We start from the raw sequence: 15559 nt of genomic DNA, 5'->3' as shown, positions 1-15559 counted from the left end.
CAGCAGGGCGTAAAGGGCACGGCGCAGGTAGGTAGAAACGGGGCTGATGGCGCGAACAAAAAGGGGTGAAGGTCTTCCAAACGCAAATTTACGGGCCCGGGTTGGGCCGGCCGGCGCGGAAAGGGGGCCCGCCCGCGCCGGCCCGGCCCGGCCCGCGAATTATCTTTCGCGGCCAATTCCTATGCTTTTGCTATGACGATACACTTTTCCGTGCCCTACCGCACCGCCTGGGGCCAGCGCCTGGCCGTGTGCGGGGCCGGCCCCGCGCTGGGCAACTGGCACGCCGCCGCCGCCTTCGCCCTCGACTACGACGATGTAGCCGGCTGCTGGTCCGGCGACCTGGCCGCCCCCGCCCCCGCCGGCGAGCTGGCCTACAAGTACGTGCTGCTCGACGGCGACGCCCCCACCTGGGAGGCGGGCCCCAACCGCACCCAGGCCTACGACGCCGCCCGGGCCCCCCGCCTGCACCTGGCCGACTACTGGCGCACCCCCGCCCGCCCCGAAAACGAGCTGCTCACCGCTGCCTTCACCCAGGCCCTGTTCCGCCGCCCGGCCGGGGCCCCGGGGGCCCCCAAGGCCAAGGCCCAAGCCGCCGCGCCCGCCGCCGGCGACACCGAGTTCCGGCTGCTGGCCCCGCGCGTGGCCCCGCACCTGGGCCTGTGCGTGCTGGGCTCCGACCCCGCCCTGGGGGCCTGGGACAACCGCACGTGCCTGGTGCTGTCCGACGCCGACTACCCCACCTGGGCCGGCCGCGTGCAGCTGCAAAACCCCGGCGAAGACTGCCTCTATAAATACGCCGTGTGGGACGCCGCCGCCGGGCATGCGCTGGACATGGAAGGCGGCGAGAACCGCGTGGTGCCCGCCAGCGCCGACGCCGACGCCGCCCGCGTGTTCAGCGACGAGGACTACCGCTACGCCAGCGCTTGGCGCGGGGCCGGGGTGGCCCTGCCCGTGTTTGCCCTGCGCAGCGAAAGCGGCCTGGGCGTGGGCGAGTTCGCCGACCTGAAGCTGCTCACCGACTGGGCTGTGGCCACCGGCCTGCAGCTGGTGCAGGTGCTGCCCATCAACGACACGGTGGCCACCCACACCTGGGTCGATTCGTACCCCTACGCTGCCATTTCGGTGTACGCGCTGCACCCGCAGTTCGTGCACCTTGAGGGCATCGCGAAGCTGAAGGACAAGAAAGCCGCCGCCGAGCTGGCCCGCCTCAAGCAGGAGCTGAACGCCCGCGACTTCGTGGACTACGAGCCGGTGATGGCCGCCAAGTGGAAGTTCCTGCGCCTGCTGTACAAGCAGGAGAAAAAAGCCTTCCTGGCCGACGCCGGCTACCGGCAGTTCCTGACCGAGCAGAGCAGCTGGCTGATACCCTACGCCGTGTTTTCGGCCCTGCGCGACCGGTTCGGCACCGCCGACTTTACCCAGTGGCCGGCCGACTTCCGGGCCCCGCACGCCCTGGCGGCCCTCACCGCCGAAACCGCCGCCGACTACGACGACTACGGCCTGTTTTTCTTCCTGCAATTTCACCTCGATAAGCAGCTGCGCGCGGCCGTGGCCTACGCCCGCAGCAAAGGCGTGGTGCTGAAAGGCGACCTGCCCATCGGCATCTACCGCCACTCAGTGGAGGCCTGGACGCAGCCCGAGCTGTTCCACCTGGACCAGCAGGCCGGGGCCCCGCCCGACGATTTCTCGACCACCGGCCAGAACTGGCGCTTCCCCACCTACAACTGGCCCCGCATGGCCGAGGACGGCTACGCCTGGTGGCAGCAGCGCCTGGGCCACCTGGCCCGCTACTTCGACGCCCTGCGCGTCGACCACATCCTGGGCTTCTTCCGCATCTGGGAGATGCCCGCGCACTCGGTGGAGGGCCTACTCGGGCACTTTTCGCCCGCCCTGCCCCTGCACCGCCACGAGATTGAGCAGCGCCTGGGCTGGTTCGACCACGGCCGCCTCTGCGAGCCCTACATCCGCTGGCACGTGCTGGAGGCCATTTTTGGGAAGGAAGCCCAGGGCGTGTTCGAGGAGTACCTCGACGACGCCGGCCACGGCACCTACCGCTTCAAGGCCGGCCTGGGCACCCAGCGGGAGTTGGAGGCCCACGTGGTCGAAAAGTTAAAAGTTAAAAGTGAAGAGTTAAGAGCCGGAGCCGACCCGTTAACTCTTGACGCTTCACTTGCGGAACTCACCGACTACTTCGCCTGGCTGCTGCCGGGCCTCTACCAGCTGGTGAGCGAGGTGCTGCTGGTGCCCGCCGCCACGGCCGATTTCTACCACCCGCGCATCACGCTCAACAAAACCTGGTCGTTCCGCGAGCTGGACGGCGACGAGGCCCGCCGCCGGCTCTACGACGGCATCTACGTGGACTTCTTCTTCCACCGCCACGAGGAGTTCTGGCGGCAGCAGGGCCTCACCAAGCTACCGGCCGTGCGCTACGCCACCAACCTGCTCATTTGCGGCGAAGACCTGGGCATGGTGCCCGCCGCGGTGCCCGGCGTGCTGCGGCAGCTCGGCATCCTGGGCCTGCACATCCAGCGCATGCCCGCCACGCCGGGCCTCGAATTCAGCCACCCCAACGACGCGCCCTACCTGAGCGTGGTCACGACCAGCAGCCACGACATGAGCACGCTGCGCGGCTGGTGGCAGGAAAACCGGGTGGCCACCCAGCGCTACTTCGAAACGCTGCTGGGCCACTGGCGCGAGGTGGCCCCGTACTACTGCGAGCCCTGGGTGGTGCGCGAAATCGTGGCGCAGCACCTGCATTCGCCGGCCATGTGGGCTATTTTCCCGCTACAAGACCTGCTGGGCATCGACGGCCACCTGCGCCGCCCCAACCCCGCCGACGAGCAAATCAACGTGCCCGGCAACCCCCACCACTTCTGGAAGTACCGCCTGCACCTGCCCCTCGAAGAGCTGGTGGACGCCGTGGGCTTCAACGAGCCGCTGCGGGCCCTGGTGGAAGGCAGCGGCCGCGGCTGAACTGATAAGTAAGCGCTGGCGCGATCGAAACGGGGCCCGGCCACCGGCACCGCGCCCGACCTGCGGCACCGCGCCCGACCTGCGCCTGCTACCCGCCAGCGCGTACACCAGCACGTACACCGCGAGCCTGCCTGACGTGACCGGCCAGACGGTGCTGACCAGCAAAAGCTACCCGGTGCGGGGGCGCGGCACGGCTCCCAACGGCACGGCCGTCAGCCTTACTCAGCGGTTGGCGAAAGAATAAATCTTCCGGCCCCGGCCGCCGTCGCGGCCAGCCCAAAGGCCCTTCCCCGCCCGGGGAAGGGCCTTTGGGCGTTCGGGGCCCCCGCGTGCCGGTGCGGGGGCGGCGCAGCTCGCACGCGCCAGCCCCGGCAAGGCGCCTTTCCCGCGTCTTGCCGGGGCTGGAAGGCGCTCGTTTGCTGCCTGCCCTGCCCGTTGGGCGTCAATAAATGGTATTAGGCAAAGCGAATAACAATAAATTCATAATTAGAAAATAATTTTTTTAATAATTTTGTCAACTTTGAATTGAATTATTTTTATTATTTGCATGGGGGGATTTTATAATTATTCGGGTTGTATAATGTTTCATCCAGCTTAAAAAAGCCTGTTTTAAGCGCTTTGAAAGGTTTTAGTCGTGTCTATAGCCTCTTTTATGGGGTAAATCCGGTCGTCAGTCGCGAGCGTAGGTACCCGGGTCTGGGTAATAGGAATTTGTATTAAATATTGAATTTGAAAACTATATTTGTTCATAGTTTTCCCAAAAGGACTGGAATAGTCACATTTTTTCCTGCAAAAATATTCTCCGAACCTTTTCAGCTCAACACCCTATTTTATGAGACCAATCCTACGATTATTCCTGCTCCTGCTGGCGTGGGGGGCCCTGGGCAGGGCCAGTGCCTGGGCGCAGGCCTGTACTACAGCCACCAGTACGCTTGACTACTCCGCAGCTACCAACGGCGACCGAAAGGCCACCACCGAAACGGTGGGGGGAGCCACTACCGCTACTACCAGTGCCTACAGCACCACGGTAACCGGGGGCAGGACCAATACTTTCGCGGTAGGCACCAACGGCAACATCTACCAGAAGTCGCTGGTCTGGCAGCTGAACACCCAAAGCAACGGGTCGACGGCGGGTGCAAGTTCGGGGACGGCCACTGTGACGTACACTTTCAGCCGGCCCGTTTCCAACCTGGTCATTATCGTGAACGATATCGACCAGAGCACTACGGGCGGGAGCAATTTCACCGACCGGATGACTTTCGACGGATACGTGAACGCCGCAGATGCCACCCCGATTACCCTGACTACTGCAAACGTAACGGCGGGTAGTACCAACGTTTTTGTGGGCAGTGGCTCAACCGGACTGGGGACCGTTGCGGGCAAAAACAACGCTTTCACGGGCACCACTTCCGGTAACAACACACAGAATACCAACGTCACGGTCAGGTTTCCGCAGCCTGTTACCAAGCTGGTGCTGAGCTACGAGAACATTTTGCCCTTTGTGACTGGCGTAGACCGGACGCAAACCGTTGGCATCATCAGCATGAGCCTGTGCCGGGCGGCCCCCGTGGCCGATACCAAAACCAACACCGCCACCATTCCCACCAACGCCGGGCAGGTCAATATCGATGACCTGACCAGCACCGTGGACGGCACGGTGCAACGCTACACTGTAACCGCCATTCCGCCCGCCGCGCAGGGCGTGCTTTACTATAACTCGACGGGCAGCACCTACGCGGCCGTGACCAACGGCCAAACCCTGACGCCGGCCCAGGCCACCAGCCTGCGCTTCGACCCCGCGGCCGGCGCTACCGGCACCAGCACCGCGTTCAGCTACACCGTCACCGACGACGCCAACTTAGTATCGAGCGCGGCCATTTTCACCATTCCCCTCCAGGTGGTAACCCCCTGCGTGGCCACGGCCGCGCTCGACTTTAGCACCCGCCCTGCCAACGAAGACTGGAAGGCCCATGCGGCCATCGGCGTGCCGACCGGCTCCACATTGACCACCATTGGCACCAACGGCTACGTCTCAACGGGCAACCCCAGCGTGTCGACCCTGCAGGTAAAGACGCAGAACGGTGTGCAAACGCTGGCCTGGGACAACACCTATCCAGCTGCCGGGGCTAACGACAAAGCGACGGTTACCTTCAACTTCAGCCGCCCTTTGTCCAACTTCACGATACAGGTGCAGGACATCGACTACGGCAACGACTTTACGGACCAGGTGACCTTTGTGGGCAACAACGGCGGCACGACGGTAACGCCCGTGCTAAGCCCGGTGGTCCCCAACGCCGCGTACATCTCCATCAATGGGAACGTCGCCACCGGGACAGCGGCAGGGGGTAGCAACACCAGTGCTACCGATGCCACTGTAAATGCTTATTTCGGGTCGCCCATTACGAGCCTGACAATAACGTACGCCAACGTCACTACCAGTACTGCCAGACCCACCAACAATCAGACCGTCGGCATCAACCTGATGAACTTCTGCCGGTTGGCTCCGGTGGCCAACCCCATCACCAACAACAGCGTGCCCGACGCGGCCGGCCAGACCCCGGTCAACGGCTTAAGCTCTTCCGTGGACGGCACGGTGCAGTCGTACACGCTCACCACGCTGCCCGCGGCTTCGCAGGGCGTGCTGTACGTGAACGGCACGGCCGCCACTGCTGGCCAGACCCTGACGGCCCTGCAAGCCTCGCAGCTCACGTTTGACCCGGCCGTTGGGGGCACTTCGGCGAACTTCACCTACACTGTCACGGACGACGCCGGGCAGCAGAGCGCCACGACGACCTACAACGTGCCCATAACGGCGACCGGCGGGGCCGGCACGGTGGCCGCCTGCGCCAACCCCGGCCGCGACGGCTCGCCCACGGGCCTGACCACCAACCCCAACACCTACTACCCCAGCACGGCCACCCAAACGGTGCCGGCCGGGGCTACCTCCATTGCGGTGGGCGCGGCCACGGGCACGGGCAACATTGCCGCCGGCGACCTGCTGCTGGTCATCCAGATGCAGGGGGCCGACATCGACGCCACCAACACCGATAGCTACGGCGACGGGGTGGCGGGCGGCGGAGCCAACGGCAACCTGAGCAACGCCAACTTCACGGCCGGCACCTACGAGTACGTGGTGGCCAACAGCGCCATTACGGCCACGGCCGGCGGCACCATCACGCTGGCCACCGCCCTGAAAAACGGCTACGTGAACGCGGCGGCCACTGCAACGGCCGGCCAGCGCCGCTTCCAGGTGGTGCGGGTGCCGCAGTTCGGCAACCTGACCCTGGGCGGCAACATCACCCCCACGGCCTGGAACGGCAGCGTGGGCGGCATCATCGCCATCGACGTGGCCAAGCAAACCAACCTCGCCGGCTTCACTATTGATGCCAGCGGCGCGGGCTTCCGCGGCGGCGGGGGCCGGCTGCTGTCCGGCAACAACACGGCCACCGGCACCGACTACCGTTTTTTCTCCGGTGCGGACAACCAGACGACGAGCGCCCACGGCTCAAAAGGCGAAGGCACGGCCGGCACCCCGAAGTACGTCAACATCCTGAACAGCGCCGGCACCGACGACCTTAACACGGGCTCGGACTACCCCAACGGCAGCAACGGCCGCGGGGCCCCCGGCAACGCCGGCGGCGGCGGCACCGATAACCTGGCCAGCAGCAACAACTCGCAGAACTCGGGCGGGGCCGGCGGGGCCAACGGCGGCAACGGCGGCCGCGGCGGCAACACCTGGAGCACCAACCTGGCCATCGGCGGCGAGCCGGGCGCGGCCTTCGCGGTAGCCAGCAGCAGCCGGCTGGTGCTGGGCGGCGGCGGCGGCGCGGGCTCGACCAATAACGGTTCGGGCACCCCCAACAACGGCTTTGCCAGCAGCGGCGCCACCGGCGGCGGCCTGGTGCTGCTGCGCACGGGCACCGTGAGCGGCACGGGCACCATCCTGGCCAACGGGGCGAATGCCAACAACACGGTGGCCAACGACGGCAGCGGCGGCGGCGGGGCCGGGGGCTCCATCCTGGTGACGGCCGCCACCCCGGCCGGCCTGGCCAACCTGACCCTGACCGCTAACGGCGGCACGGGCGGCACCAACACCGGCGGCGGCGTGCCCCACGGCCCCGGCGGCGGCGGCGGCGGCGGCATTATTCTAACGAATGGCTCAACGGCAACCGCTTCGGCGGCGGGCGCGGCCGCTGGTACTACCAACGGCGGTACTTCGTTCGGCGCGAACCCCGGCCTGACGGGCGACGCTAACAACCAAATCAGCAACAGCGTGGCCAACAGCGTGAGCGGGGCCAGCTGCCCGGCCGACGTGACGACCACCGTCACCGGCCCGACTACGCTGAGTGTGGGGCAGCCTGGCGGCTCTTATCCGAACTATACGGCCACGTTCACCAACAACGGCTCGGGCACGGCTTCTAACGTAACGCAAACCGTGACGCTGCCCGCCGGGGCCACCGTGACAGCTGCCAACCTGCCAAACGGCGCGACCTTCTCCACGACGGGCACTGGCGCTACGGCCGTAACGACCGTCAACTTCGGCACGGCCACGACGCTGGCCAACGGCGCAACCAACACGTTCTCGTTCAGCTTCACGGCCCCGACCACGGCTGGCTCTTACCCGCTGACCACCAACGTGGGCACGGATGCCAACCAAGGCACTACCGCGGCCCCGGACATGGCCACGCTCACCATCCAGGTGAATAATGCGCCCCCCGGTTGCGGTGTCTCCTACTACGACAATACCAATTCCTACAGCGGCTTGTCGGCATTCTACTACCAGGGAGATTATAACAACACCCCGGCTTTCTTCAGTGGTAAAACCCCCACGGATAAGGGCATCGCCTCGACCGTTAACTACCTCCGCACGGTTGCGAATACGGGTGGAACATTCCCGGTCACCACGGCTACGGTTAACGGGACCAACAACGTGTTCAGCGCCCAATACAAAGGCAACGTTTACATTACCACGGCCGGCTCTTATACATTCTCAATCAGCAACCCGGCCGTAGGCGTCGTGGATGACCGGGCTCAGCTATACCTGGACGGCAAGGCCGTGCCGGCCTCGGGTACGCCGGCAGTTGCGGACGCGAGTATCAGCGTTATCAGCTTCGGCAATGGTGCCCCCACCGTGACACTGAACTTGTCGAAGGGTACTCATAACATTTTGCTGCAATACAGCGCTACTGGTCAGCCCGATCGGATTAGCCTGAGCTACTCGGGCCCCGACAGCCCCACGCTGACGGTTATCCCAAACTCGGTGCTCTGCGCTGGCCTGGGTAACGTGCCGCCCATCGCCACCATCAACCTGAGTAACTCGCCCTCCCTGGCCAGCAACGGTGGTGCGAAGACCATTACTTCTCTAGCCGGCACCGACCAGGACGGCACAGTGACCAACTACGTCATCACCACGCTGCCCTTGGCATCGCAGGGCGTGCTGAGCCTGGGTGGAAGCCCGGTGACGGCCGGCCAGGTGATTACCGCCGCCCAGGCGGCCCAGCTCCAGTTCAACCCGGTGGCCACGTTCAGCGGCAACGCCACGTTCACCTTCCAGGCCGTCGACAACACCGGCCAGTACTCGAACGACGCGGCCACCTACACCATTCCGGTGACCCTGGCAACGAGCATTGCCGGTACCGTGTTTGAAGACGCCAACTACGGCGGCGGCAACGGCCGCAACCTGGGCACCACCGGCACGGTGGGCCGCCCCGGGGCCACGGTGGAGCTGTACGACGCGAGCGGCAACTTCGTCTCCTCGACCACCACGGCCGCCAACGGCACTTACTCCCTGGTTGGGGCTACCGCTGCTGGCAACTACACCGTGCGGGTAGTGAACTCGACGGTGACCAGCGCCCGCACGGGTGCTGTAGCCGGCCTGTTACCGGTGCAAACCTTCGTGCGCAACGGCACCGCCGACAACGTGAACCGCGTGGGCGGCGAAGCTCCTGAAAAGCAGGACGCCGCCGCCAACACCGGCAGCCAGACCCTGGCGGCCCTCACGGCCGGCACCCTCACGCCCGAGTCCATCACGACGGTGAGCGTGGCCAACACCAGCACCCCGGTTTCGACCGTGGACTTCGGCTACAACTTCGACGTGGTGACCAACACCAACGACGCGGGTCAGGGCTCGCTGCGCCAGTTCATCACGAACAGCAACGCGTTGGGTGGCGAGGGTAGCTTGGCGCAGAGCGGCTCCCGCGTGAACGGGGCCGGGGCCACGGTGGCCTTGCCCGCGGGCCAGGAAACGAGCATCTTCATGATTCCGTCGGGCGCGGCGGTGGCCGGCCAGCGGGCGGGCTTAGTGAGCGGCCTCACCAACGGCGTGGCCGTGATTACGACCACTTCGACCCTGCCGGCCCTGACGGGCGCCAATGGCACCAACACCATCATCGACGGCTCGACCCAGACGGCCAATGTGGGCAACACCGCCACGGGTACCGTGACGGGCACCAGCACCGGTACGGTGGGCACGGATGGCTTGGCCATAGCCGCGCTGAACGTGCCGGAAGTGGAAATCAGTGGCAGCAACGTAAACAACGTGCTGGACGTGGAAGCGGCTAACACCACGATACGCGGGCTGGCCATTCACGGCGGCACCAACCAAACGATATCCATCGGCAACACGGCCTCGGCTACCGGGTACGTGATTGAGAACACGCTGGTGGGCGTGGTGGCGGCCGGCACCCGGCCCACAGTAGCGAACACCATCAGCAGTGGCTACGGCGTGCTTGCCTCCACTAACGCCGGTGCGGGCACGGTGCAGAACTCGTTCGTAGCCTACACGGGCATTTCGGGCCTCAGCATCAACAACGGTAAGACGACGACGGGCATTACCCAAATTCTGGGCAATCAGTTCCTGCAAAACGGCTACACCAACATCGGGGGCGACGCCATCACCTTCGGGGATACGCCCCAGGGTAGCGGCCCGGCCTTGGTGCAGGGCAACCTCATCACCAATCCCAACGCTACCGGCGTGCAATTCGAGACGGGCTCGACCAGCGCCACCCAGGTGCTGAACAACACCATCACCGGGGCCGGCACCGGCGGGGCCAGCGGCTCGATGGGCACCATCGAGGGCGCGGGCATTGGCTACTTGCAGCGCGACGGCACCAAGCGGGGCTCACAGCTCGACGTACTTAGCAAAAACGTCATCACCGGCTCGCAAGCGGCCGGGGTGGTCATCGCCTACGGGCAGCAGAACGTGGCCATCAGCCAGAACAGCATCTCGAACAACGGCGGCCTCGCTATTGACCTGATCAGCAACGCCAACTACTACGTGGGCGGCCCTGGCGGCGGCGCTGCTGACTACGGCAACGGCGACGGCGTGACGGTGGACGACGGCAACAACCCCGCCACCGCCGCCAATACCCTGCCCAACCGCGGCGTGGACTTCCCGGTCATCACTTCCTCCACCATTGTGGGCACGAACCTGGTGGTGCAGGGCTACTCGCGGCCGGGTGCGGCTATCGAGTTCTATAGCCCCGGTGCCACGGGCGACCCCACGGGCTTCGGCGAAGGCCAGACCTATCTGGGCACGTACACCGAGGGCAGCGCGGCCGACACCAACACCGGCACCGGCTCGTTTGCGCCCAACGTGAACGGCCTCAACCAGGGTACGGATCCCGCCGCCAGCCGCTTCACCTTCACAATCCCGCTCACCGGCAAATTTGCCGGGGTGGCGGCGGGCTCGCTGCTGAGCAGCACGGCTACGCTGAACAACTCCACCTCGGAGTTCTCGGGCAACGTGGCCGTGAACTCGGCCCCCCTGCCCCAGGACGTGACCAACGTGGCCGTGCCCAGCAACAGCGGCCCGGTGGTGCTGAACCCCAACCTGAAAGCGACGGCCAGCGGCACCGCCAACGGCGTGGCCAACACCATCGTGAGCTACACGGTGAGCCCGGCCAGCACGGGCACCCTGTACTACAACAACGTGGCCGTAACAGTCGCCACGGTAATACCAGCTGCCAACCTGGGCTTGCTGACGTACCAGCCGGTACTGGGCTCGACCACGACCGCGACCTTCACCTACACGGCCACGGACGCCAACGGCACCGCCAGCGTAGCGCACCTCGACGCCGCCGGCACGACTACGACGACGGGCCCCGCCACCTACACCATCCCGGTGACGGCGGCGGCCGACGTGACGACGACCATCGCGGGCCCGACCGTGCTGAACCCCGGCCAGCCCTCGGGCACTTACACGGCCACGTTCACCAACAACGGCCCGAACCAGGGCGCGAACGTGACCCAGCGGGTGACCCTGCCCGCCGGTGTGACCAGCGTCGTGTTCCCGACCGGGGCGACGTATAACGCCGCGACGCGCGTTATCGACTTCGGTAATGCCGCGGTGCTGAACAGCGGCGCGACCAACACGTTCACTTTCAGCTTCACGGCTCCCACCACGCCGGGCAGCGTGGCCCTGACCAGCAACGTAACCACGGCCACCGGCCAGGGCGCCGACACCGCCCCGAATTCGGCCACGCTGAACGCCACGGTGAACAGCCCCGCCGATGTGGTGGCTACCATCACCGCCGGGACTAACCCGGTGATAGCCGGCCAGTCGGCCACGTTCAACGTGAACTTCAGCAATGCGGGGCCGGCGACGGCCGCCGGGGTAGTGGCTTCGGTGCAGCTGCCCGCCGGCCTGGTGGGCGTATCGGCCACGAACGGGGGCACGTACAACAGCACGACGGGCGTGGTAACCTACGCGGGCATCACCTCGTTCGCCAGCGGCGGCAGCACGGCTTCGGTCATCACCTTCACCGCGCCGGCTTCCGGCCCGGTCACGGCCACGGCCAGCATCAGCACGACCACCAACGAAGCCGGCCAGACGGCCAACAACACGCAGAGCATCTCCCTCGCCGTCACCCCGGCCTACGACGTGGCCACCACCATCACTGGCCCGACGACGACGGCCGTGGGCGGGCAGACGACGTTCAGCGTGATGACCATCAACAACGGGCCTTCGACGGCCCCGAGCGTGGTGCAAACGGTGCAGCTGCCCACGGGCCTGACGAACGTGTACGTCTCGAACGGCGGCACTTACGACCCGACCACGGGCGTGGTGACCTTCCCGGCCCTGGCCGCGCTGGCCAACGGGGCGAAGGTGGACAACACCATCAGCTTCACGCCGGTGGCAACCACCGGCTTCACGGCTTCGGCCACGGCCACGGCCGGCGCCAACAACGCGGGCGACTCGAACACGGCCAACAACTCGGCTTTGGCCGCGGCCACGACCGTGAACGCCGCCCCGGCCGCCGCGACCAACGCGAACATCTACACGACCATCACCTCGCCGAGCGCCAACGTGGCCCCGGGCGCGACGACGACCTTCACGGTGACCTCGGGCAACCGCGGGCCCGCGACGGCCGCCGCCGTGGCCCAGCAAACGACGCTGCCCGCCGGCCTGAGCAACGTGGTGGTGAAGGACGCCAACGGCACCGTGGTGCCCAACACCACCACCACCGGCTACAACGCCGCCACTGGCGTGGTCATCGTGCCGGCCGTGGGCAGCGTGGTAAGCGGGGCCACTACCTCGTACACCATCTCGCTGACGGCCCCGGCCGCGGGCGTGGTGGCGGCCGTGGCCACCATCTCCTCGAACAACGCCGACCCGATGCCGAGCGACAACATTGCCACGGCCGACGTGACGGTGAGCCCGGCCACGGACGTAGCCATTGCCTTGACGGGCCCGACCGCGGCCCTGGCCGGCCAGAGCCTGACCTACACCGCCACCACCACCAACTACGGCCCGGTAACGGCCACCAACGTGGTGCAGACGGTCGCCATTCCGGCGGGCCTGACGGGCGTGGTGGTGAGGGACGGCAACGGCAACGTGGTGGCCAACACCGCCACTACGGGCTACAACAGCGCCACCGGCGTGGTGACCTTCCCGACCATCGCCAGCCAGGCCGTGGGCAACTCGGTGTCGAACACCATTACGTACACCGCCCCCGCCAGCGGAACCCTGCTGAACGTGGCCTCGGTGGCCTCGGCTACCCTGGAAACGAATGCGGCCAACAACGGCTCGACGGTGACGACGGCCGTGCAGCGCAGCTCCGACGTGGTGGTGTACCTGAACGGCCCGGCTACCCAGGTGGCCGGCAACACCGCCACCTACACCGTGACGACGACCAACAACGGGCCCTCGCCGGCCGCCAGCGAAACCACGACGGTGCAACTGGTCCCCGGCCTGGCGAACGTAGTGGTGCGCGACGCCAGCGGCAACGCCATTGCCAACGCCTACAACGCTACCACCGGCGTGGTAACGCTGGCCACCCTGACCGACCAATTGCCCGGCGCGGCCGGCACGGTGTCGAACACCATCACGTACACCGTGCCCGCGGGCACGGCGGAGCTGACGGCTTCGGCCAACGCCGCCGTCTCGGGGGCTACCAACGACTCCAACCTGGCCAACAACTCGGCCGTGGCCGTGGCCATGGTGAGCCCGGCCACGACGAGCACGACCGACGAGCAGACGACGGTGACGTCGAACGTGGCCACGCAGGCGGCCGGCTCGCCGGTGGTCTTCACGGTGAGCAGCATCAACAGCGGCCCCAACGCGGCGGCCAACGTGGTGCAGACCCTGACGCTGCCCGCCGGCCTGACCGGCGTGACGGTGAGCAACAGCGGTACCTACGATGCCAACACTGGCCTCGTGACCTTCCCGACGGTAGCCAGCCAGGCCAGCGGCAACACCACGCCTTATACGGTGACGGTGAACGCCCCCGGCGCGGGCCCCCTGACGGCGGTGGCCAGCGTATCGTCGGCCACCAGCGACCCCACCCCGGCCAACAATTTGAATAGCGTGAGCGTGGCCGTGACGACCCGGACGGACGTGGCCGTGACGCTCGCCGGCCCCACCACGGTGGTGGGCGGCCAGTCGGCCACCTACGCGGTGTCGGTCATCAACAACGGCCCCTCGCTGGCGACGAGCACCACCACGGTGCAGTTCCCGGCCGGCCTGACGGTGGTGAGCGTATCGAACGGCGGCACGTATAATTCCGGCACCGGCGTGGTGACCTTCCCGGCCATTACCAACCAGCCGAGCGGAGCCGCCGGCGAAGTCACGTACTCCATCACGGCGCAAGCCCCGGCGACTATTCCAAATGGCGCCAGCTTCAACCTGGTGGCAACGACGACGCCCACTGCCGGCACCAATGACCAGGTGACCGCCAACAACTCGGCCAGCCTATTGGTGAGCAAAGGCAACCTGGCCCCGGTGGCCAACGCCGTGACCAACGTGCTGACAGGGCCGCAGGGCAACACGGCCAACCCGCTGACCATCTCGCCGCTGAGCGGGACGGATGCCGATGGCAACCTTGCTTCGTATACCATCACCGGCATCCCCGACGCCACCAGCCAAGGGGTACTGGCCCTGAACGGCGTTGCCGTAAAGGTTGGGGATTCCCTCACGCCCGCCCAGGCGGCGCAGCTCACCTTCGATCCGGTGGCCACCTTCGTGGGCAACGCCTTCTTCACCTACACGGCCACGGATGCCGCGGGTGCTGTTTCGACCCCGGCCATCTACACCATCCCGGTGGGCCAGGACCTGGACGCGGTGTACACGCTGACGGCCCCCAAAGGCGGGGTGAACCCCTACCAGAACGGTGACGTCATCGCCAACGTGTTCGACGCCAACAGCGGGGTGTACAACAACGCCGCGCCGCAGGCCGTGACCGACACCGGGGTGCGCACCGCCACCCTGGTGAGCGGCCCGCTGCCCGCCGGCACCAGCCTCAACCCCGTGACGGGCGTCATCACGGTGACCGACCGCACGAAGCTGGTGAGCGGCAGCTACCCCGTAACCATCACGACGGTGGACGCCAACGGCGGGGTGACCACGAAAACCTTCACCATCACCATCGGGGCCCTCCCGCTGCCGGTGGAGCTGGTGGCCTTCACGGCCAAAGCCGTAGCCAACCGCGACGCCCTGCTGAACTGGGCCACGGCCTCGGAGAAAAACAGCGCCTACTTCGACGTGGAGCGCAGCTTCGACGGCACGGCCGGCAGCTTTGCGAAGATTGGGCAAGTGGCCGGCCAAGGCAGCAAGACCAGCCGCACGGACTACGCCCTGACCGACGCCAACGTGGCCCCGAAAGCGACGGGCCCGGTGTACTACCGCCTCAAGCAGGTGGACGCCGACGGCACGACGAGCTACTCGCCCGTGCAGAGTGTGGCCTTCACCAAGGTGACGGTGGCGGCCGAGGCCACGCTGTACCCCAACCCGGCCACCACGGCCAGCGGCACCACGCTCGACCTGAGCATGCTGCCCGCCGGTACCTACCAGGTGAACCTGGTGGACGCTACGGGCCGCTCCGTGGCCACCTACCAGCTGGCCGGGGGCCAGGCGCACAAGCTCGATTTGCAGTACTTCGCTTCGGGCACCTACGTGGTGCTGGTGCACGGCACCAACCTGCACCAGAACCTGCGCTTGGTGAAAGAATAGCGCAACCCGCTCCTTCCTGAAAAAGCCCCGCCGGAATCCGGCGGGGCTTTTTTTATGCCCGGGGCGCGGGCCCGGCGCGGGCGTGGCCGCCCCCCGGCAAGCCGGGCAGAAGCATGGCCGGCCCCGCGCGAAGCGTAG

General features: G+C 66.6%; 2 protein-coding genes. Both read left to right on the top strand.

The genetic code is table 11. The features are described 5' to 3' along the window. Positions 1-192 precede the first annotated feature (192 nt). Positions 193-2973, top strand: coding sequence for a 4-alpha-glucanotransferase (locus HNP98_RS07210; protein ID WP_173809383.1), 2781 nt, complete (start codon positions 193-195; stop codon positions 2971-2973). A gap of 832 nt (positions 2974-3805) precedes the next feature. Beyond that, positions 3806-15421, top strand: coding sequence for a T9SS type A sorting domain-containing protein (locus HNP98_RS07205; RefSeq protein WP_173809382.1), 11616 nt, complete (start codon positions 3806-3808; stop codon positions 15419-15421). Positions 15422-15559: the final 138 nt, after the last annotated feature.

Origin of the sequence: Hymenobacter caeli, assembly GCF_013294115.1 — a bacterium.
Lineage (GTDB): Bacteria > Bacteroidota > Bacteroidia > Cytophagales > Hymenobacteraceae > Hymenobacter > Hymenobacter caeli.
The sequence above is the reverse complement of the archived record's forward strand: the minus strand, read 5'-3'. Positions and strand labels throughout refer to the sequence as shown.